The 23,219-nt window shown below is 45.0% G+C and carries 15 protein-coding genes; 8 read left to right on the forward strand and 7 right to left on the reverse strand.

The features are described 5' to 3' along the window. Positions 1–121 precede the first annotated feature (121 nt). The 7 genes from AOU00_RS00320 to AOU00_RS00350 all read left to right on the forward strand — a co-directional run bounded on the left by AOU00_RS00320 (position 122) and on the right by AOU00_RS00350 (position 8,084). Entirely contained in the window at positions 122–1,585 is a 1,464-nt protein-coding gene (locus AOU00_RS00320; protein ID WP_069291982.1) for a DHA2 family efflux MFS transporter permease subunit, read from the forward strand. A gap of 210 nt (positions 1,586–1,795) precedes the next feature. Beyond that, positions 1,796–3,331, forward strand: coding sequence for a nickel ABC transporter substrate-binding protein (gene nikA / locus AOU00_RS00325; protein ID WP_081330658.1), 1,536 nt, complete (start codon positions 1,796–1,798; stop codon positions 3,329–3,331). Between the two features lies 1 nt (position 3,332). Further along, entirely contained in the window at positions 3,333–4,277 is a 945-nt protein-coding gene (gene nikB / locus AOU00_RS00330; protein ID WP_061828310.1) for a nickel ABC transporter permease, read from the forward strand. Beyond that, entirely contained in the window at positions 4,274–5,128 is an 855-nt protein-coding gene (nikC, locus tag AOU00_RS00335) for a nickel transporter permease (protein ID WP_069289628.1), read from the forward strand. Before nikB ends, nikC begins: the two co-directional genes overlap by 4 nt. A 7-nt stretch (positions 5,129–5,135) precedes the next feature. After that, positions 5,136–5,972, forward strand: coding sequence for an ATP-binding cassette domain-containing protein (locus AOU00_RS00340; protein ID WP_081330659.1), 837 nt, complete (start codon positions 5,136–5,138; stop codon positions 5,970–5,972). Next, a complete protein-coding gene (locus tag AOU00_RS00345; RefSeq protein WP_069289629.1) occupies positions 5,965–6,807 on the forward strand; it encodes an ABC transporter ATP-binding protein in 843 nt (280 codons plus the stop codon). Before AOU00_RS00340 ends, AOU00_RS00345 begins: the two co-directional genes overlap by 8 nt. Further along, complete coding sequence (locus tag AOU00_RS00350; protein WP_069289630.1) at positions 6,774–8,084, forward strand: MATE family efflux transporter; 1,311 nt, start codon at positions 6,774–6,776, stop codon at positions 8,082–8,084. The genes AOU00_RS00345 and AOU00_RS00350 overlap by 34 nt, the downstream gene beginning before the upstream one ends. 124 nt (positions 8,085–8,208) lie before the next feature. On the opposite strand, the gene katA is transcribed toward AOU00_RS00350, so the two are convergent. From katA to AOU00_RS00375, 5 genes are all read right to left on the reverse strand, one after another. Next, positions 8,209–9,666 carry a catalase KatA gene (gene katA / locus AOU00_RS00355; RefSeq protein ID WP_069289631.1) on the reverse strand — a complete coding sequence of 486 codons (1,458 nt, stop codon included), beginning with the start codon at positions 9,664–9,666 and terminating at the stop codon, positions 8,209–8,211. 290 nt (positions 9,667–9,956) lie between these two features. Beyond that, on the reverse strand, positions 9,957–10,559 hold the full coding sequence (gene cysC / locus AOU00_RS00360; RefSeq protein ID WP_069289632.1) for an adenylyl-sulfate kinase: 603 nt from the start codon (positions 10,557–10,559) through the stop codon (positions 9,957–9,959). A 61-nt stretch (positions 10,560–10,620) separates the two neighbouring features. After that, entirely contained in the window at positions 10,621–11,520 is a 900-nt protein-coding gene (locus tag AOU00_RS00365) for a TIGR02452 family protein (protein WP_069289633.1), read from the reverse strand. A gap of 5 nt (positions 11,521–11,525) precedes the next feature. Further along, on the reverse strand, positions 11,526–12,008 hold the full coding sequence (locus AOU00_RS00370; RefSeq protein ID WP_069289634.1) for a riboflavin biosynthesis intermediates N-glycosidase: 483 nt from the start codon (positions 12,006–12,008) through the stop codon (positions 11,526–11,528). 28 nt (positions 12,009–12,036) lie between these two features. Next, the gene (locus AOU00_RS00375) at positions 12,037–12,942 is read right to left on the reverse strand and encodes an NUDIX hydrolase (RefSeq protein WP_061828302.1); all 906 of its coding nucleotides are present in this window, start codon (positions 12,940–12,942) and stop codon (positions 12,037–12,039) included. Between the two features lie 292 nt (positions 12,943–13,234). Here AOU00_RS00375 and AOU00_RS00380 point away from each other — a divergent pair, with 292 nt between their 5' ends. Continuing rightward, positions 13,235–13,537: a hypothetical protein gene (locus AOU00_RS00380; protein WP_069289635.1), complete on the forward strand. Its 303-nt coding sequence runs from the start codon at positions 13,235–13,237 to the stop codon at positions 13,535–13,537. A 214-nt stretch (positions 13,538–13,751) separates the two neighbouring features. On the opposite strand, the gene AOU00_RS00385 is transcribed toward AOU00_RS00380, so the two are convergent. Together AOU00_RS00385 and AOU00_RS00390 are read right to left on the reverse strand one after the other, a co-directional pair. Continuing rightward, on the reverse strand, positions 13,752–14,633 hold the full coding sequence (locus AOU00_RS00385; protein ID WP_069289636.1) for a glycosyltransferase family 17 protein: 882 nt from the start codon (positions 14,631–14,633) through the stop codon (positions 13,752–13,754). Beyond that, positions 14,630–23,215: a non-ribosomal peptide synthetase gene (locus AOU00_RS00390; RefSeq protein ID WP_155765270.1), complete on the reverse strand. Its 8,586-nt coding sequence runs from the start codon at positions 23,213–23,215 to the stop codon at positions 14,630–14,632. Before AOU00_RS00390 ends, AOU00_RS00385 begins: the two co-directional genes overlap by 4 nt. Between the last annotated feature and the right edge of the window lie 4 nt (positions 23,216–23,219).

The raw sequence follows: 23,219 nt of genomic DNA on the forward strand, positions 1-23,219 counted from the left end.
TTATATAGTAGTTATAACTTATACTTTGACAAAAAAATAACAACATGTTTATTATATATAGACCGATCGTTATAATTCAACACCATTAATTTATTGGAGGAACAAAAACAACATGAATACAATGAGTCAATCGAGTTCACCCTCTGAACCCAAAACGTTCAAGGTGCTACCTATTATGATTGCCCTGCTCCTTAGCGGCTTTATTGGGATGTTCAGTGAAACGGCACTTAACATTGCACTGAATGATTTGATGCAGATTTTGCATATTACAACTGCAACAGCCCAATGGTTGACTACCGCTTATCTGCTTACACTCGGTATTTTAGTACCTGTATCGGGATTGCTGATTCAAACCTTTACGACAAGACAGCTGTTTGTGACATCGTTGCTGTTTTCAATAGCTGGTTGTCTCGTTGCTGCACTTGCACCTACTTTTTCAGTGCTATTGATCGCACGTATTCTTCAGGCCATTGGTACAGCGTTGTTATTGCCGTTGATGTTTAACACCATCTTGATCATTTTCCCGGCTGAAAAGAGAGGCGCGGCTATGGGGATCATCGGATTGGTAATTATGTTTGCACCTGCCGTTGGACCTACCATTGCAGGACTGGTACTGCAAAATCTGTCTTGGCACTGGATCTTCTGGATTTCCCTTCCGTTCTTGGTTCTCTCGCTGATTTGCGGTATTTTATTTATGCAAAACGTTTCAGAAACGACCAAGCCTAAAATTGATCTTTTATCTATCCTCCTGTCTTCCATTGGCTTCGGCGGTGTTGTGTTTGGTTTCAGTAAATCCGGAGAAGGTGGCGAAGGTTGGGCTAGCCTGATGGTTCTGCTTCCTGTGATTGTCGGTCTGGTATCGTTGATACTGTTCTCTGTACGTCAGTTGAAGATGAAGCAGCCTATGTTGAACTTGCGTGTGTTTAAGTATCCTATGTTCGTGATCGGCGTTATTATGGTGTTCTTATGTATGATGACGATTCTTTCTACGATGCTGATTCTTCCACTCTTTTTGCAAAAAGGGCTGGCTTTGTCTGCTCTAACAGCAGGTTTGGTACTTCTGCCTGGTGGGATTATCAACGGTCTCTTGTCTCCCATTATGGGCTCCCTATTCGATAAATTCGGTCCCAAATGGCTTGTCATTCCAGGGCTAGTGATCGTGGCCGCTGTTTTATTTTTCCTGTCTGGCATTACAACAACTTCAACTCTCGTACTCATTATTGTGCTTCATAGTTGCTTGATGATCGGCATTTCCATGATTATGATGCCAGCTCAGACAAACGGACTTAACCAGCTCCCTATGGATCTATACCCAGACGGAACGGCCATTATGAGCACGCTCCAACAAGTTGCTGGTGCTATTGGTACAGCCGTAGCGGTAAGTATTCTCTCGAAAGGCATGGACAGCTATTTGAGCCAATCCAGTATGCCTGAATCCGTAAATGAAATGGCCAATGCCATGGCAATCGGATCACAAAATTCATTTTTCTTTGCGATGATCATCAGTGTGATCGGGTTGATCCTTGCGTTTTTCATCCGCAGAGTTCATGTTGAACATGGCACTGCCAAAGCACCCATGCATTAATTCATAAATTTTTAGCCATTCCAAATTAAACATATCTAAATATACTTAAAGGCTGCTAACCATCTCACTATTGGTTATGCAGCCTTTTTTTCATATGAATTTACATACACATTCATCAATTACATATTTACAAAGCTCCTTCATTTGGTTACGATATGGTTTATAAATTAAAGCGTAAAAATTACGATTACTATTAAGGAGGACTCCCTGTTGTTTAAGCTTTCGTATTTTAAACTATTTATACCTACGGTAATGGCGGTGATGATGGCAGCCTGCGCTTCATCTCCGTCAGCTTCACCCTCTCCATCTGCTGCACCACAAGATAAAAGTGTCACCTTATTGTTTAACGTGCAAAGCCCTTCTATAGACCCTCATTCAGATGTAAATTACACAGCTGTTCGTGCTGGAGTAAGTGAAACACTGATCAAAGTGAACAAGGATCTCAAGCTGGAAGCTTGGCTTGCAGAAAAATGGGATAGCAAGGACGGACAGCACTGGACTTTCAACATCCGACCAGGTGTAAACTTCCACAGCGGTAAAGCCGTCAATGCTGCTGCTGTCAAAGCCTCTTTGGAAAGAGCGTTAAAGCTCAATCCATCGGTCAAAAATGCGCTGCATATCCGTGATATTCATGCGGATGGACAGATTTTGACCATTACGACAGACAAGCCTTTCCCGGAATTTGTGTCTGAGCTGGTTCATCCGAATACGGCTATTATAGACACCACAACTACAGGTGACCTCCCATCAGGGACGGGACCGTTCAAGATTGCCAGCTTCCGTGCTGGAAGTGAACTGAATTTAGATCGCAATGAACAATATTGGAACGGTAAAGTAAAGTTGAAACATGCCAAATTCATGTTTAACGAAGACGCCAATGCGCGTCAGCTTGCTTTTCAAGCCAAAACAGCTGATATTGTGTATCGCCCGCCAATTGAAAGCTTGGAGCTATTGAAAGCTGATTCTACTGTTAAGGTTGACTCGCTTCCTAGTTTGCGAACGCATCAGCTGATTTACAATATGAACAATAACGATCTGAAAAAGACGGCTGTGCGTAAAGCATTCGATAACCTGATCAATCGGGATGAGATTGCCAGTGGTATCATGTCTGGTCAGGGAACCCCTGCTCAAGGCCCGTTCTTGTCCGACTTTCCTTTTTCACCAAAATATATTACGAAACAGTTTGATTTGAATGCTGCACGAGAAGGCTTCAAGCAAGCTGGATATACAGTGCAGAACGGAAAAGTTGCGAACCCCGACGGCAAGCCGCTTCATCTTACACTGCTAACTTACCAGTCGAGAGCGGAGCTTCCACTCATTTCCCAGCTGATTCAGGCTAACGCTAAAGAACTTGGCATTACGATTGATATCCGTCAGGTTGATAATATTGACGAATATCTCGCCGCACATCAGGATTGGGATTTAGCGACTTATAGTAGCATTACAGTCCCGCGCGGCGATGCAAGCTATTTTCTGAATGCGGCTTACATGCCTGAAGGAGCACTGAATTATGGGCGTGTGCATGTACCAGAACTCACGGGTATGATTTCACAGCTGAACACAACCGTGAATGAGGAAGAACGCAACAAGCTGGCGCTGAAGGCTGTCACACTGATTGACCAAGAAAATCTGCAATCCTTTCTGGTCCATCCTAACAACGTAGTGGCCTATCGCGATTACGTACATAACTGGGTAACTAGCCAAAGTGAATACTACTTGCTGACCCAGGACCTGGATGTGAATTAGCATGTTCAAATCCATCGCCAAAAAGTTTCTTGAACTGGTTTTGTTCTTTCTTATTCTTTCCTTTGTGAGCTTCTGTCTGCTTAAGCTTGTTCCAGGCGATCCCGTCCGGAGCATTCTCCGAGTCGATGATGTAGCTGTGTCCAATCAGCAAATTATGGATATGCGCAGCCAACTGGGGCTGGATCAATCATTGCCTGTGCAATATGGTAAGTGGTTGATTCAGTTACTTCAGTTTGATTTTGGACAATCTTATTTAACCCATCGTCCGGTATTCACAGAGTTTATGGAAAAACTGCCTTATACACTTCTGCTGACCGGAGGCTCCCTGTTCATTATGCTGCTGATAGCTCTCCCGCTCGGAACGATGGCAGCGCTCTACCGTAACCGTTGGATTGACAGAGCCAGTCGTGTGTTTGCCTTAATCGGCTCCTCGATTCCCAGCTTTTGGCTGGGGCTTTTGTTTATCGAATGGTTTGCAGTTAAATTGCGCATTTTGCCGTCTATGGGTGAAGGAACCGCTTTTCATTTGGTACTCCCTTCTCTTACCTTGGGATTGGCAATGGCGGCCGTTTATGTACGAATGATCCGCGCAAGTCTGATTGAAAGCTCGGGGCAAGACTTTATCAAAGCGGCGCAAGCGCGTGGAATCAGCCCCATCCGCATTTTTTTCAGACACATGCTTCGTCACAGTCTAGTTCCGCTTATTACGGTATTCAGTGAGAGTATAGGCAGCCTACTGGGAGGTACAGTCGTAATTGAAGTGCTATTCGCCTATCCGGGGCTGGGCAAATGGATTGTGGATGCCATCGCTGCAAGGGATTACCCCATAATTCAGGGCTATACCGTATTTATGGCTGCATTCATTGTATGTATCAATATTTTGGTAGAGCTGTCCTACCGTTGGGTCAATCCTGAAATCGCTTTGAAGGAGAAACGTTTATCATGATAAAATCCGTACATGCGGAAAACGGGCAGCTCACTAGAACACGATTGTCCAAAACATGGATCGTGTCGCTCTCCATCCTGCTCATTCTTGCAGCAATTACAGTCGTTCCGTTTCTTGCACCGCAAGATCCGTATCGCATCCAGATGGGGAATCGACTACAATCGATCAGCGCTACGCACTGGCTGGGAACGGATCATTTGGGCAGAGATGTACTATCGAGAGTCATAGCTGGACTTCGGACGACTGTCGGAACCAGTTTGTTGATTTTGGCCGTTTCGCTGGTTGTCGGGGTCCCTCTTGGTCTGCTTTCAGGATTTATTGGAGGCTGGATGGATCGTGTATTCAAGCGGGTGGTCGATGCCTTCATGACATTACCTGATTATATTTTTGCCATTGTACTGAGCGGTTTGCTCGGACCAGGCTTAGTAAATCTTATTTTCGCGGTGACTGCGGTAAAATGGGTTGGTTATGCACGTCTGGTGCGTAGTACCGTTCTGGCAGAAAAGCAAAAGGATTACATTTCGTTATCCATACTGGCGGGTACCTCCTCCCTGCGGATTGTCATGCGGCATATTCTCCCCCATGCAATTGGGAATGTTCTTGTGTTGGCTACGCTGGATATCGGCAAAATCATTTTAATGATTGCCTCCCTATCTTTTTTGGGCTTAGGTCCACAGCCGCCAATTCCCGAATGGGGTACTATGTTGAATGAAGGACGAGCGTATTTTCAAATGGCTCCCCACCTGATGCTGGTTCCAGGGATAGCTGTCGTGCTAACAGTGCTACTGGCGAACGTATTGGGAGACAAACTGCGCGACCGTTATGATGTTAAAACCCGGACAGAGGAGTGAGCTGTACATGCTGACTATTGAAGGCTTAACGATTCGGACAAATGTAAAAACGATTGTAGAGCAACTGGAGCTTGCCATTCGTCCGGGGGAATGGTGTGCTCTAGCCGGCGAAAGCGGTAGCGGCAAAAGCATGACGGCGTTCGCTATCGGCGGCCTTCTCCCCTCTTCTGTTACAGCGGAAGGAATCATTGCGTGGAAGGACAATAATTTGCTAGCCCTATCCGCTAAACAACGACGTTCTTTGCTGGGTAGTGAAATATCTTACATTTTTCAAGACTACCACGGGGCTTTCACCCCCTTTCTGCGTGTAGGCATCCAACTGGACGAGCTGATGCGCGCCCATGGCAAACAAGATCGCAAGGCGCGCAAACAGCACTGTATCGAGGTGCTGGAGCGCGTACAGCTTCCCGCCGAGCGTGTGTACCGCAGCTATCCGTTCCAGCTCAGCGGCGGTCAATTGCAACGGGCAGCTATTGCGGCTGCACTGCTTCTGGAGCCGAAGTTGCTTATTGCCGACGAGCCTACAACAGCGCTGGATACGCTCACAGCTCATCGGGTGCTCCAACTCATTGACCAAATCCGAACGGAAACGGGTATTTCCGTCTTGTGGATCACTCACGACCTGCGTCATGTACGCAAGTATGCAGATCGAATCGCAGTGATGCGCGAAGGTTCACTGGTTGAAATAGGTGACACGCAAGCGGTGCTGAACCATCCGGACCACCCGTATACTCGTCGTCTACTGGCGGCTATTCCGCCGCTGTCTCCGGGCGCTCCAGCACGTTTACCTTACAACAGCACTGAAGAACAAAACGCAATGGAAAGGAGCGCTTTACATGGATAACCAAGCCACCTGCGCTCAGCGGCAAGACACGTCTAATCCTGTCGTGACCGTCTCCGGTTTGACGAAGGCTTACGCTGGAGGCAAAACGGTGCTGCAAGATGTTGCTCTGACGATCTCCCCCCGAGAATGTCTGGGCATCGTCGGGGAAAGCGGCAGTGGGAAAAGTACACTCGCTCGCTGTATTTTGACATTGGACCCCTTTGATCAAGGTGAGCTTAGACTGGATGGACAGTCTATCCGAGGGCTAAAGCGGAGCGAATTAAAACGGATTCGCAGCAGGCTGGGTGCAGTATTTCAACATCCATCTGCGGCTTTGAACCCCAGACTAACCATCCTGCACTCCCTGCTGGAGCCACTGGACCAGCTTCAGTACTATGTTCCTTCCTTTATGGCGGGTATGTCCTCAGAACGTCGGGATATAGCAGAACATTTGCTTGATATGGTAAAGCTTCCAGCCAGCTATCTGGACAAGTTTCCACATCAGCTCAGCGGTGGGGAAAAGCAGCGTGTAACCATCGCACGTGCCATCAGCACAGAGCCGGATTTTATCGTATTGGACGAGCCAACGGCTAGTTTGGATGTGACTACACAAGCCACCGTTTTAAATCTGCTCAAGGATTTGCAGGATGAGCTAGGACTGGCTTACCTGTTTATCTCACATGATCTGGCGGCTGTGCACTTTATGAGTGATCGAATCATGGTCATGAAAGAAGGCAGTGTGGTTGAGCATTTTCCCAAAGAAGCATTATTTCATTCGGATCGCCATCCTTATACACAATCATTACTGGAGGTTTTTTCAACATGTTGCCTTCCCACCGAGCCTATCTTGCTTTAGCTATCCCTTTAATTATTTCGACGATTACAACCCCGCTGCTCGGTGCGGTGGATACAGCTGTAATCGGTCATTTGAGCCATTCCGCGTATTTAGGCGGTGTAGCGGTGGGCACTCTTATTTTCAATACTTTATATTGGCTGTTTGGCTTCCTGCGAGTCAGCACATCGGCTTTCACGGCACAAGCCGCGGGGGCACAAAATAACGACCAGAGCATAGCTGCTCTCATGCGCCCACTGGCCATTGCTCTACTCATTGGTGCGGTATTCATTGTGTTACAAAAGCCAATTCTGCTAGCTTCTCTTCAGCTAATCCATCCGGCTCAGGATGTAGCGGCGCAGGCAGCAATTTATTTTAGCATTCGTATTTGGGGAGCCCCTCTTACATTGGTGAACTATGTGCTGCTCGGCTGGCTGATGGGATTATCCCGTGTGAAGGCTACATTATTTTTGCAAATTACAATGAACGTAATCAATATGGTATTAGCTATTGTATTTACACAGATGATGCATTGGAATGTCACTGGTGTAGCAAGCGCTACTCTGATTGCGGAGGTTCTTGCATGTATATTGGGTCTAGTTCTGGTGTTCCGCTCATCGATTTGGAGAGAATGGAAGCAAAGCGGACAGATGAATTGGCGAGGTTGGTTTGGAGCCTCAGAGTTGAAAAGTGTCATGGCAACAAACCTTGATCTTATGATTCGTACAGCCTGTCTGCTGACGATGTTTAATCTGTTTACGGCGCGCAGTGCGAGCTTTGGGACCGATCAGTTGGCGGCGAACGCTATTTTGCTACAGATCCACTATATTATGGCTTACTTTTTTGATGGGTTCGCCAACGCCAGTAGCATTATGACGGGTCAGGCTCAGGGTGCCGGGGATCGTAAAATGCTGCAAAGGGTTATTCACTTGTCCTGGTTCTGGACACTGATGACCAGCGTAGTGACGGGAGGATTGTATTTCGCACTGAAAGAGCCGCTTATCTCGCTATTTACGGATAATGCTACAGTGATTAGCCTTACAGGCCCTTATAATGGATGGCTTGTGGTCTTTCCGCTGGCAGCCGGGCTGGGACTGGTGTTCTATGGTGTGTTTACAGGAATGACAGTAACGTATCCGATTCGTAATTCGATGCTGATCTCATTGCTCTGCTTTTTGATCGCTCTCTTCTGGTGCGTTCCCCATTATGGGAATCACGGACTTTGGCTGTCCTTTATCGTGTTTGCACTAGGACGGTCACTGTTTCTTGTAATCTATTTACCTCGCTTGCAGAGGATATAGCAGCACCTGATTTATATCGCTCTCAAAAACAAAGGATGTCCCATCCACCATGTACGTGGTGTTGGGACATCCTTTTATTATTTATTCATACGGGTTTATCAGATTAGAAGTTTGCAAAATCCTTTTACTCGCCTTGTGGAACGGTCAAGCCCAGACCATCCGCTACACGACGTCCATATTCAGGATCAGCTTTGTAGAAATGTCCGATCTGACGCAGTTTGATTTCATCACTTTCTACCGGCTTCATCGCATTTACGATGTTTCGGACCAGACGTACACGCTCTTCTTCACTGAGCAAACGGTACAGGTCGCCCGGCTGTGTGTAGTGATCATGATGATCGTAGGCTACACTTTGCGCTTCGCCAGACACTTCAAAAGGAGCAATTTTGTGCGCAGGTGATTCTTTGGGTCCACCGAGACTATTAGGCTCGTAATAAACAGATCCTCCGCCATTGCTGTCACTGCGTAATGCACCATCGCGTTGGTAGTTGTGTACTTCTGCATGCGGACGGTTGATCGGCAACGAATTATGATTTGCACCTACACGGTAGCGATGTGCGTCGCCGTAGGCAAACAGGCGTCCTTGCAGCATTTTATCCGGGGATGCTTCAATTCCAGGAACAAATGAACCCGGAGAGAATGTCGCCTGCTCTACCTCAGCAAAGTAGTTCTCAGGATTACGATTCAGCACCATGCGCCCAACCTCAATCAGCGGATAATCCTTTTGAGACCATACTTTTGTCACATCAAATGGATCAAAGCGATACGTATCTGCATCTTCTACGGGCATAATCTGCACATGAAGTTTCCATGCCGGAAAATCACCTTTTTTGATGGCATTAAACAAATCTTCTGTATGATAATCCGGATTTTCACCGGCAATTTTCGCAGCCAAATCCACATCAAGATTTTGCACACCTTGCTCTGTTTTAAAATGATATTTCACCCATACTGCCTGTCCTTCGGAATTTACCCACTTGAACGTGTGACTACCGAAACCATGCATATGTCTAAGTGTAGCTGGAATACCGCGGTCAGACATAAGGATACTTACCTGATGCAGCGATTCAGGAGATAAGGACCAGAAATCCCAGACCGCATTCGGGTTTTTCAGATGGGATTGGGGATGACGTTTTTGCGTATGAATAAAGTCAGGAAATTTAATGGCATCCCGAATAAAAAACACAGGTGTATTATTGCCCACGAGATCATAGTTGCCTTCTTCTGTATAAAACTTCACCGCAAAACCACGTGGGTCGCGTACAGTATCGGACGAGCCCAGCTCACCCGCCACAGTAGAAAAACGGATAAACATCGGTGTACGCTTGCCCACTTCAGACAAGAAGCTTGCTTTTGTATATGCAGACAAATCATTAGTGACTTCAAAATATCCGTGCGCCCCTGCACCTTTTGCATGAACGACACGTTCCGGCACACGCTCCCGGTTAAAATGCGCCAATTTCTCCAGCAGATGCACATCCTGAATTAGTGTGGGACCCCGTGAGCCTGCTGTGATCGAATTTTGATTATCTCCAACAGGAGCGCCCCAGCTTGTAGTCAGGTTCGTTGGTTGGTTACTCATGATTGAAATCACCTCTTGAATGAATTGGTTAACTATGTGCCTTTCACTATAAATTGTGCACAAACAAAAATCAATACTTTTTTATAATTATTATAATCTAGGATTTAGAATTAGTTTAAAATCATAAATAAAAAAGCAAGCCCCATAAGGCTTGCCGTATATGCAGTAATGTATTTATTTACCAATAGATATGTTTCAATTTTCACGTTCTGTGATGATTACTTTAATCACTTCTCGAAGTTTTGCCATTGAGGCTTTCAGACAATATTCATGTAGAATTCATCATAAAATCATAATAGTAGCTGCTCCCTGTCGAGAAAATCCAAGATATCCTGAACCGACTGGATTACCTCTCGACCTTCAGTAGATACGATTAGATCAGGTTCCAGCGGTGCTTCATAGGGAGCATCAATCCCCGTAAAATGATGAATTTCTCCGGCACGCGCTTTCTTGTACATTCCTTTTGGATCGCGTCGCTCACATTCCTCCAAGCTGCACTGTATATAAATCTCATAGCAACCTTCCTGCTGTAAAATCTCCTTTACCATTTCACGATCTTCACGATAAGGGGAAATGGTGGCGCAAATCGTTAGAACACCCGCATGTGCCATTAGCTTTGCAACTTCGGCAATACGGCGGATATTTTCTTTACGGTCAGCGGGCAGGAAACCTAGATTCTGATTTAAACCGTGCCGAACATTATCTCCATCCAAAATAAACGTGTGTATGCCTCGTGCGTATAACGCTTTTTCAAGTGTGCAGGATACCGTTGATTTTCCCGAACCAGACAGCCCTGTAAACCAAAGTACCGGACTTTTATGGCCATTCAAAAGCTGACGCGCTTGCTTATCAATATCGGACACATGCCAGGTTATATTCGAAGATGGATTCATTCAGCACCTTCCTTTTTCATGGAATATTATAGTAAAACAGTTTTTATGCACTGCCTTCACTTCAAGAAAGAACATTTTTAAAGCTATTTAAAGTATGTTGGTCTGCTTTGTGATCCAACACTGCAAAAACAATCCGGTCAAACAGCAAACCATATCCTTCATCTACAAGCACTTGCTTGAACCAGAGGGCAACCTCTTCTGGCTTATTGCGAAATACTCCGCAACCATAGGCTCCCAGCACAAGATGTTCTACGCCGTTTTGCTTAGCCATTCCAAGAACGTAACGGATCCGCTCCAGCATCACTTCCCCAATCCGATTCACCTGCTCTGGCTCCCGTTCTCGCACAACTCCAGCATTTACAGCAGTTGCGGTCAGGAAGTCGACTTGATATGGCTTCTCCAACAATGTTCCCTGATCATCCTGAAATACCGGAACTTCAGGCGAATAAATCATATAATCTGAATAAAAACAGCTCCGCAGCTTCCGATTATGTCCATACATCTCTTCCATTTGTGAAATGCAAGGATATAACGCTGACGAACGAGCCAAGCTTTCTTCTTGAGCCTGGCTGCCTCCGAGAAATCCACCTCCCGGGTTTTTAGCTGATGCAAAATTCAAACACGCCACGTGGGTCAGCTTCTCCTCTACCTGGAGTCTGTATGCCGCCTGTAACGTGCTTTCTCCCGTAATTTCCAATTTTGCAATAATCGTCTGTTCTTCTATGCGGGAAGAAGGCCCCCATATACTTTTTATTCTTTGCTCTGTTTCTTGCTTTACAGCTACCAGTTGAGAAGGTGTATATAACTTCGATCCTGTGACCGCATTTCCTATCTCTTTTGTCATATTTACTTGAACCTGTTTGATATTCATGTAATATCCATTCTCCAAAATGGATAGTGTCTCCTGCGCCATATGTGATCGTGCATCCCGGTTACTCCGGGAATTCATTGTATTTTTCATGGTGACTATTTCTCCTTTTGCAATACATCCTCACGTAAATTCGTCAATATTTCCCCAAGCCAGTTCGTACCACGCCATAGCTTGCGGTTCCGTATACGAGCATCGCTCTCAGCTAAGCCGACACCCCAAATGGTGTCGGTCGGACTAGCCTCAACCAGAGTGGTTCCTTTCGTTTTAAGCAGGTGCTTGAGCAAATTCGGATTTTGTGTAAACTTGGCGTAATTACCGTCATATACAAATTGCCGGCAATTGGCCTCCCACAAGGATTGGTCAAATCCGCGCACACTGCGGCCCCGGGCTTTTTGCTCCCTTGGGGTAGGTGCTTGCATAATTTTCAAGGCTGCCTCTTCATCCCCAAAAAGCTGTGCTTTTTTCAACATCATATATTGCTCGGCACAGTTAAACTCCAATCCATCCACGACAAAATCAGAAGGATACCATTGCGAAAATGGCGAATGACTGCGATAAAAAAATGTAAACTTTTCCATGAAGATTCCTCATTTCATATTCCTTATGCTACATAAAACGCGACCGAGGCTTAAATCGGTATAACTTGGACGGACGATGTCCAGCCGCCTTTCTATACTCATTGGTTTCTTCCACGAGATCAGCTATTTTGCGACGAAAAGCTGCGGCCAACAGCTCCTTACCTAGAATAATTTCATACACCTGCTGAAGCTCACTCAGTGTAAATAGAGCTGGCATCAGGTGAAACGCGATATCTGTGTATTCTATTTTGCTGCGCAGACGCTCTATACCGTACGCAATAATTTTGGCATGATCAAAAGCAATTCCTTGTGACTCCAGCACCTCTCGCTTGATTTCAATGGTTCTTCCCTTAAGAATTTCAGTTATTTTTACTTTGGCTGATAGATGGATGTCCCCATGCTTCAATGTGATATCAATGTCTTGTTCCCATGTGTAACCTTCCGGCTGCTTCGTCCGCGTTTCCTGAGCTACGCTGTAATCCAGCTCAAACCACTGGGCATCATCGGCATCATCCCCCGCCTGTACCTCCAAGGAATCGTGATCCACCAATGCCATGTAAGCGCAGCTGATTACCCGCATACGAGGATCACGTGCCACATCTCCCCAAGTATATAGCTGCTCCATATAAATCTGATCCACATTCGTTTCCGTTTTAAGCTCACGTCGCGCAGCCTCTTCCAGACTTTCATCTATACCTACAAACCCCCCCGGCAACGCCCATTGCCCTATATAAGGGTGCTCTCCTCTTTGGATCAAAAGAAGCTGGAGGGTCTTCTCAGGCAGCTTCCGATAATTTTGTTGGAGCTGATCCATTACCGTAAATAGCAGCATATCTACCGTTACGGATGGGCGCTCATATTCATTCGCATCATACAGGGCTAAGAACTCCTCTTCCGTCAAGCCACTGTGATTATGTTTCGATCCATCTGTCACTTGCCTCACCTACCTGTTCATATATGGGTCATTTGTCGCTTTTAATTCAAAAGTGATGAATGCTCTATGTAACTTTTAATTTGAATCAATTGATAAAAACAAAATGTTAATATCAATACAGTAATATATAAAAACTGCTTCGTCAATAGGGTGTATAGTCCTATTTTTAATCATTTGGTAGTACTATTAGACTGTTTACTGAATTTCACTTGTTGCTTATTGTCATATCATGTATGATGTTTTGGTCAATATAGGAAACACAACATACTAATCACGTAGGGAGAAGATCTAATTGTCTAACCAGTTTAATCCGCAATTCAATCAGCAAGGAGCACCATCCAGACCAGCCCCTGTTTACCCGCCTCCTGTATCATTCAAGGAGTGGATGATCAGTTTACTTCTGATGGCTATACCGGTAGTTGGACTTATTATGCTGTTTGTGTGGGCATTTAGCGGCTCGACTAATCCGAGCAAAGCTAACTATGCTAAAGCAGGCCTTCTTTGGGCCGCTATTGTAATTGTGATCTATATCATTATGGCTGTTGCTCTGTTGCCTGCTATCATAAGTTCATTGAATTCAAACAGCTACTATTGATTCTGATTACATAGCAAAATAACCTTCCGATGAATAACCTGATCATCAGAAGATCCTTAAACTAAACTGCCGATCTCGTCGGCAGTTTTATTTGATTTCTTTTCGCTTTACTCCTCCCAATTGGCGTAGCTCCCCCTTATAGCTTGAAAAAAAGCAAAAGAGAAACCCTGATCTTGTGTGAACCGGGTTTCTCAGGCAGCTAATCTAACTTCCTTTACTTATACCAAAGATCATCTGTTTCAAGTTCCTGTAGACTGCTCAAAAACGATTTTGAGTTATCAACATAAAGTTCGGTATCGATATAGTACAGCTTTTTATCATGTAAGCATTGATCAATATACTCTGCATTTAATATACTTTTATCTTCTACATTGGCAGCAAAAGCTTGCAGTTTGGGAAGCGCGGTTTTCTGATATTCAAGCCATGAATGGTGGAATCCAGCTGGCTCCTCCAGACAATAAATGTCATGATATAACGCTTCAGCAATTCCCTTCTTCCTGAGATAGTCGGGTGAGAAAGGCATACTTTTGAAGTACCGGCCGGTCATGGCGAACACGCGGTAGCTCCAATGAGGAGCACCGTGATTAGATTGGCAAAAAAGATTCAGGAAGAATACAGAATAGTGCATTTTAATTGTAATAACTTGATGTTTCTTCACTTCCGAAACAATACGATCCGCCATCCGACTGTCAATGATCTCATCAAAATCAGCCAAAATGATCACATCATCGTCTTTAACTTTATCCTGTAAGATAGAGGTACTTCTGTTTCTTTGGCAAGCCTCATTATGAAACGCACTGTTATAGCTGAGCAGACGCCAGTACCAGCGGTCAAAGTTATCTGCGCCGCAGCTATCCACATCGAAGTACAATGAGTGCTTCTCAGGTTCACGAAACAGTTGATCCGCGTGAAATGGATGATGAATCACCTTGGGACCAACATAATCTGGATTAAAGTTGCAGGGCTTATCCAAATAACTGAACGTCTTGTTGGCTTCGATCACGTGCAGCTCGTCAATCCAGCCGGCATTTTCTTTTATTTTAATATCTGCAATGCGATTTTCATTGAAAAATGGGCAAAATTCATATACTTTCATAATCTGAAGCTCCCCTCCCCTATCATGGTATATGGGCGAACACCGATGCTTTCGCACAGATGTTCGCTTATGAAGCGTATTAGTTCAGCGATCGTCTGATCCTTATAATGTAGTGAACTATAATAGCAGGTTAAACTTAATCTATCGCGTCTAAGACCTGCTGTTATATTTAGCTTGTAAGCAGAGGGATTGTCTGCGGCGTTCGTATTTCCGTAAGAAATGGATAAAGGCTCGTACAACTCATCGGCTATCCCATTCATTTCCTCTGATTGGTAATGGAAAAGCATGTGTGTTTCGTCCTTTAGTGGTTCCGTATTTGGATAAATATTCTGTATCAAATGGCGTAAAATAAAGTAATCCATGCCTTCAGATGGAATATGCCGCAACGTGTGTACGACATGTCCCAGTGCCATTTCCCAATTGTCGGACAGTTCTCCTTCCGAGATCTGAATTCGAAGGGGATATGCTCCGGCGAAAAAACCAATTGTACGATCAATCACGATACCCGGCAAAAAGGACTCACGTTGATAAGACATCACATGCAGCAGCAAATCTGATTGCTTTTTCAATTGGAAACAAGCCTGTGACAATGCCGTCAGTAAGATGCTCAGTGGCGTAGTATGGTGCTTTACAGCCAATGCTTTTAGAAGAAGAATATGCTCCTCTCCTTCAAGTAAATCATACGTTATAGTTCTCATGTGGCGATGAAGTGGCTGTATCTCCGATTCCGTGTCAACCTGTAAAGATTGGCCGCCTTCCACAACCTTACTCCAGAAAGTAGATGCTTTAGGAAAAAAGTCTTTCGCCGCATATTGGGTCAACGCCATGCACCAATCCCGATAACTGCTTCCCTCCTCCTTCGCATGTAACGCCAGATCATTCCCTTTTCCCGGCAGGAGAAGATGTCTTAACTCTTCTAAAAAAATGTTTATGGAAATCCCGTCAAAAATTAAATGATGGAACAGAAGTAATATCACCTGTTGTCTCTCTTCGCAATAATGGTCAAACAACACAACTTTCCATAAGGGTCCTTCTTTGATATCGAATTCACGCTGCACTTTCGAGCAGTATTCCGAAATGTAGGCGTCATGTGATCCCGAGACCATGTGCAAATCCACGTAAGAGACTACCTGTTCTACACTTATTTTCTGCTCAAACTGATACCATTCATCATCTTCCAGTTGAGCAAAGGATAGTCGCAAAGCCGCATGTTTGTTCAATAGTGACTCAAGCGACGTGTTCAGCAATTCTGTAGGGATGCAATTTTTGAGCCGGGCCAGGTAAGGTACATTAAACATGTTACGATTCACGAGATCTCTTTGAAAAAAACGTTTTTGTACAGCAGATAGCGGAAATCCGTCATCCGGATATGCTTTTCTTATAGACTGAATATATGGGATATCCATATTTGTACTAAGGACAGTTGTTGTATCCGTCATTGCATTGCTCAATGAGACGGCCAAACGTTCGATCGTCTGTTCGCGAAATATTTGGTTAACCGTAACCGGATATCCGCTTTTTTGCAGCAGACTGGCTATGCGTAGCGCATGGAGCGAATGTCCTCCCAACGTATGAAAGTCTTCATTTTTGCCAATGTAATCTAGCTTCAGAACCATGCCCCAAACTTCTTCTATTGTTTGTTCCAATTCAGTCTTCGATCCAGCATTTACTTCTCTATCACTACTATGGATTTCAGGTAAAGGAAGCTTTTTGCGATCGATTTTTCCGTTAGCCGTTAATGGGAACGATTTCAGCCAAACGTAACGAAACGGTATCATATAAGATGGAAGACCTTCAGCCATAAAATTATGAAGCAGCTCCACTCGTTGCTCCTCTTCCGCTGTATAGTAAGCGATCATCCGCAAATCGCCATGAACCTCCCGGACAAAGGCCAGACATTCTTTCACTACAGGATAGCTGCTAAGACGGAACTCGACTTCTCCAAGTTCGATTCGATAGCCACGTAGTTTCACCTGATCGTCAGCCCGTCCAATATACTCGATATTCCCGTCTGGTAGCCATCTCGCCCGATCTCCCGTACGGTATAGAATTAAATTTGTACCTCTTTCACCATCTTTGGCAGAGTGATATGGATTCGGTGCAAACGCTTGCTGTGTCAATTGGTTTTGCCGCCAATACCCCCTTGCAACCCCGTCTCCCCCCACGCATAATTCCCCGATTGCTCCGACAGGCTGAACACGACCCCACTTGTCCAGAATATAACAAGTTGAGTTACTAATGGGCTTGCCAATAGGAATATTCTGCTCAAAAGACTTTTCGATCCGGTAGCTCGTCGAAAAGGTGGTGTTCTCCGTAGGACCGTATACATTGAGAATCGAAAGTTCCGGATAGGCAAGCCGGATACGATTTATATGCTTAACTGACAAAATTTCCCCACCTATGAGCAGCCATTGGAGTCCAGCAAATATCTTTTCATTTTCTTCAATCCAGTGATTACACAGTGCGGAACTTAGCCATAGTGTATTAATTCTCCACTCCTTTATCCGCTGCTCCAGCACATGGATATTTAGAAGATCATCTTTTGAAACTACAAACAGCTGTCCTCCATTCAGCAATGTCCCCCAAATTTCAAACGTAGAAGCGTCAAAAACAGGCGAACCCGTATAAAGCAATCTGATATCAGAGGAAAACGGGAAATAAGAGGTGTTTTTGACCAAGCGAATGACACTGCGATGTTCCACCATAACGCCTTTCGGTTTTCCTGTCGATCCTGATGTATACATTAGATAAGCAAGGTCATTGGGAGCAATCATGTTCTCCTTCTCTTCTTGTTTCACCACTCCATTTTGGTCAAAATGCTCTGTATCAATTAATATTAAATGGATTCCCCTACTGGCTTCCGAGATACGTTCCGCTCCTTCCTGTGAAGTGAGGATGGTGTCCAGTCCAGCGTCCTTGATTAATTCATGGGTTCTTGCTGCCGGAAAATCGGGGTCAATGGGAACATAGGCATATCCCGCTTTCATGATCGCCAGGATGGAGACAATGAATTCAAGAGAGCGCGGCAAGTAAACTCCGATAAACTTTTCATGATTGTTGTCATCAGCATCATCCGTTAACATCTTGGCAATGTGCTGGGACATGAGGTTAAGGCTGTGGTAGGGCATAACCTGATTGTGCGCAATTACTGCCGGCTGCATAGGCCGTAGTTTCGCTTGCTCCTGGAATAAATCAACAATTGAACGTTCTCTGGGATATGCTGTATACGTATTGTTCCAGTCATAGACGATTCGATCATATTCATCCTTGTTCATAAAGCAAACGTCTCCGACGGTGTGATTCGGATATTCCAACACATATTGCACCGTATTTAGCAGATGCTCTGCCAGTCGGCAAACCGTTTCTTGTTTCAGTCGATCTGCATCATACATAAACTTGATGGTGATCTGTTCCCCGTCATTGGCAACGGTGATCGTCATTGGATAATTCGTTTTCTCTCGTTCCTCCATAGCTGACATCTTCAATTCATTTTCAGGCTGCCGATAGTTGTTCAAATAATTTTCGAATGCTACGATGCTGTAAAACATGACATGTCCTTGAATACCAGACCAGCTATTCAGTTCGTTCAGGCTCACATAGCTGTAGTCGTTTAGTTTCTGAATGGTTTGGTGCAGCTTTTGTACATATTCAGTGATGGTTTGCTCCACATTCCAGTGCATGACCAAAGGTAACGTATTAATCAGCATACCCGTGATCCGATCCGATTGTGCAAGATCCGATCCCCTCCCGGACACGACCATGCCAAATACGGTTGTATCCGCATCTTGATAGACTTGTAGCACTTTGCCCCATGCGAACTGCACCAACGTATTTAGCGAAACTTGTGCTGTCTGTACAAAATCAGTGATCCGCTTGGTTCGTCTCGAATCGATACAAAAAGTCTCGATCTGCTGGTTCTCAATCGGTTGATGTACATCGGGAAGTATGCCCTTCTCTATCGGCAGATGGGTCGGCTCCGTTACGTCAGCCAAATATGCCTTCCAGAATGACTCGGCCTCCGTGCGATCCTTATTGTTTAACCAACGAATATAAGTTTCAAAAGAACGGGTCAAGCTGCGCTGTGGCATCCGGTTTTGCAGGCTACAAGCATAGAGTTCATGAACCCGACTCAGTAGTAGCGGCAGGCTCCAACCGTCCAGCAAAATATGATGGTAACTCCAGATCATCGTCCATTCATTCGAAGCGGTCTGAATCAGTGTTATGCGGAACGCAGGTTGACTCAGATCAAAACGGCGATTACGATCCATAGTCATCCAGCGTTCGATACACTCCTGTTGCTGCTCTGGTTGCTCTGCTTCAAAATCCAAAAATCTCCAATCCCATTCTACATTTCGGACAATACATTGTATGGGTTTGTCCAACGCCTCCCAAATGTAGCAAGTCCGCAAGCTATCATTTTCAGAAATGATGCTGTTCCAGGCTTCCCGGTAACGATCTACCTCTAGCCTGCCATGATATTTCCAACTAACCTGCACAAAGTATTGATCGGAACTAGGATGATCTAAATAATGGAACAGCAGTCCTTCTTGTAAGGGACTTAGGTACATCATTTTATCCAAACCAAATTGCCGATGATATGTCTTTACGATCTGGTCGAGCGAATGCTGTTCCAGTGACACTGATGGAAAATCACTAGGTGTGAACTCTTGGTGTTCAGTCCGGCTGCAATGTTCGATAATAGCAAGCAAACGTGTTATAAAAGTATCTAACAACTGAGTAATGGTGGCTTCTTCATAGTGACGTTTGCTATATTTCATAAACAAATGCAGCTTGCCATGAACAATGGAACAGTTGAGTTCCAATAGGCTTGTTCCATGATTAAGCGGCGAGCTATAATCCTGTGCTGCGTCACTTGTAAACCCTAACCACTGGTTTAATTCGCTCGCATTCCCCTGATCAAACTGGCCCAAGTAATTGAAAAGAGCCTGAGGTTCAGAAGCTGATAACTCGGAACGGACTTCTGTATTCGGATGGCAGTATCTCAAAGCGCCATATGACATGCCGCGGTGAGGAATACAACGCAACTGCTCTTTGACAGATTTAATCGTCGCTCCCAAGGGGGAATTGTCCGTAATCTGAATGCATACCGGAAACATGGAGGTAAACCAACCGATGGTTCTTGTCAGATCTATATCGGATACAAAGTGCTCACGTCCATGACCTTCTAAGCGAAACGCAATCGTCTTCTGCCCAGACCAAGCGGAGAGCGCCAGGGACCAGGCTGTAAGTAGCAGGTCGTTAATCTCGGTATGGTAAGCTTGGGAGCAATGGTGCAAAAGCAGTTCCGTATCGTCTGGAGTAAGCATCGTAACCCATTCCGAAGATTCACTGCTCTTTTTACGAGCCGGGGAATGGTTCACTGGCAGCACAAATGCTGCGGTTTGATGCTGCACCTTTTTCCAATATTCAATATGGCGTAAAGTATCTTTATGTTTAGAATAACTCATCAATACAGAATGCCATTTTTTGTATGGATTTAAAACAGTAGGCAGCGCTATACCCTGATACAATTGATACAATTCCTGGACCAATATTCTCCAAGACACTCCATCAATGACTAGATGATGTATAGTCATAAACAGACGGGTTTTTCCATCAGGGTGACCTTGAATTACTCCTGCATACATCATGGCGCCCGTCTCATAATTCAATTGTCTGTTCCACGTATCACATATGCTTGAAATTTCGGATTCGGGATAATCGATTTGTTGAAGGGTGTAGCTAGCCAGTTGAATGGAAGCATCCTTTCGGTAGCGCTGCGAATACACATGTTCCTTGACTACGATCTCCATTGAAAGCTCTGGATGTAATCGAATCAATTGATTAATGGCAGTTTCCAGCTTCACAGCATCACAATCCCTGAGTACAAAAAGCTGTGATTGGTTGAAATAATGCGGCTCTACAAACTGTTGCTCGAAAAACCAGTGCTGGATCGGTGTCAAACCAAATTCGCCTGTCAAGTCAACGCTGAGATCTTCCTTTTGATCATTGTCTGTCCAAGTAACCACAGCAGCTAATTTCTGAATGGTTGGATACTCCGCAACTTGTCTTGGAGTAAGCATGATACCATGATCCCTGGCCATAGATACGACCTGAATGGCAAGAATTGAGTCTCCCCCAACCGCGTAAAAATGGTCGTTAACCCCGATATCTCCTCTTTTTAAAATCTGCCGCCAAATCCAAAGCAAGCGCTTTTCGAAACCGTCCTCGTCTGCTTCCACTACTTCATCAGCTTGAATAAATAAGTTGCCCCTCGGATCGGGGAGAGCTCCACGTTCGACTTTTCCGTTTGTATTTACTGGAAATGACTCCAGATAACAAAAATATGAAGGAACCATATAAGCTGGTAATACAGAGTTTAAGTGCTGTGTCAGATCGGCCTCTTTCAGTTCTTCTACGGCAGTATAATAGGCCACCAGTTTATGGTAGGACCCGTCTTTCCAGGCTTGAACGATACATTGACCGATGTCGGGATGTTGGCAGAGCTGATGTTCTATTTCACCCAGTTCGATACGATACCCTCTGATTTTAATTTGTTCATCACTACGGCCGATAAATACCAATTCACCACCCGGCGTCCATTTCACAATGTCCCCGGTTTTATATAACCGCTCACTGTGTGGTGGATTTTCACTGCTGATTACAACCTCTTTGTGAACGAACCGTTCCTGAGTCAGTTCTTCACGATTCAAATATCCTCTGGCAAGCCCTATACCGCCCACCCATAGTTCGCCGGGAACGCCGACAGGCACAGGACTGCCGAATGGATTCAAAACGAATAAACGTTTGTTATAGACGGGTTTGCCGATCGTAATTTCTTTCCCTGGTCTGCAGACAGAAGTAGAACAAATAATCGTCACTTCGGTCGGCCCGTAAGCGTTCACGAATCGTCTTCCTCTTCCCCAATAGTCTACAATATCAGACGTACAGGGTTCTCCAGCAGATACAATTGTCCGTAACCTTGGCAGTTCCCTATGTTTCATCGTTCGCAGCACAGATGGCGTTAGCATGGCAATGTGGATATTTTTCTCTTCAAGAATATCTGAAATGTCTGCATAAGGAGGCAGTTCCTCGTCTGACAGAACAACCACTGTTCCGCCTACTGATAGCGTGCCGATCCATTCGTAGACCGAAGCGTCGAAACTAATGGAGGCGAATTGCATGACTCTTGAATCTGAGGTGATACCAAACTTTTCAACAAGATAAGGGATCAACGTAACCAGACCAGCGTGTTCAATAAGCGTTCCCTTTGGTCTTCCAGTAGAACCGGATGTGTAGATGACATAAGCCAGATCATTATGTTTAACCTTGATCTTCAAGTTTTCGTAGGGATAGTAGCCCTGCCGTACCAAGCATTTATCCACACAAATCAGCGAATGTGCTCCCATATCCATTTGAGAAATATATGGATTCAGCCTACTTACTAATTGGCTGTGCGTTATAATCATTTGTGCCTGTGCATCTTCTAAAATAAATCGCAGCCGTTCCCCAGGATATTGGGGATCGATCGGAAGATAAGCAGCGCCCGCTTTCATAACTCCAAGCATCGACGGGATCACATCTGCGCTTCTATCCAAGACGATGGCAATCAGCGTGCCGGTCGGCAGAACGCCATGTCCCTGTATCGAATACGACTCTAAAATCATGCGGCTGATTTGATTTGCCTGGTGATTTAACTCATAGTAGGTCAGCTTCTGCTCTCCAAACTCTAAAGCGATTGCATCGGGTGTTCGGCCAGCCTGCTCCTCGATCAAATGAACCACAGTTTTATCCAAAGGATAGGACTGTTCCGTATCATTCCATTGTTGCATCTGTCTGCGTTCTCTTGTGGTCAGCATGGGGTGAAATAGTACCGTCTTCTCCGGAAGAAGGAGTGCATTTGCCAGCAGTGTTTTGAAATGGCCTGCGAATCTAGCGATTTGCCTTTTTCCCAAACGGCTGCCATCATACTGTATTGCGCACTCCAATACATCCGGGCCATAACGGTAGCAGAGCGCGATTTCTGGCTGATCTATACCATAAAGGGGAGGGGACTTTTCCGCATTTAAACTTGGAGAAGGAAAGTCATCATAAATTTCTGAGATACCCACATTGAAGAAATCCTTAATCCCCCCTAATAGAGGATCGACTTTAGTTTGCTGCGAAAAATCCTCTCTCCACTCGTCGCTACTAAGTTGTTTGTTCCATTCCATTTGTATCCTTTGTATCAAAGAGAGAAGATGATCTTCCTTCTGTATATGAATGAGTAGTGGATAATCCAGACGACATCCTTTCCCTTCTTTGTCTGATACCACGGAATATAAAACAGGCAGAGCATATTGATTGGCGTAATGGGATAACAGTACGGACCATATGGCTGTTATAAAAGAAGGCATACCCAGCTGATGATGCTGTACAAAACCCATAATCGTTTTGACCTGTCTTGTCCCCAAACGAATCTTGTAAAGCGCTTGATCATGGCCTTCGGGCTGTCCGGCATTTCCACTATGGTGAGAAAATAAAGGCAAGTAACGTCGCGGCCTATCAGAACAACTCTGATTAGATGTATTGGCTGATTCCATCACT

The organism is Paenibacillus polymyxa (assembly GCF_001719045.1).
GTDB classification, from domain to species: Bacteria; Bacillota; Bacilli; order Paenibacillales; family Paenibacillaceae; genus Paenibacillus; species Paenibacillus polymyxa_B.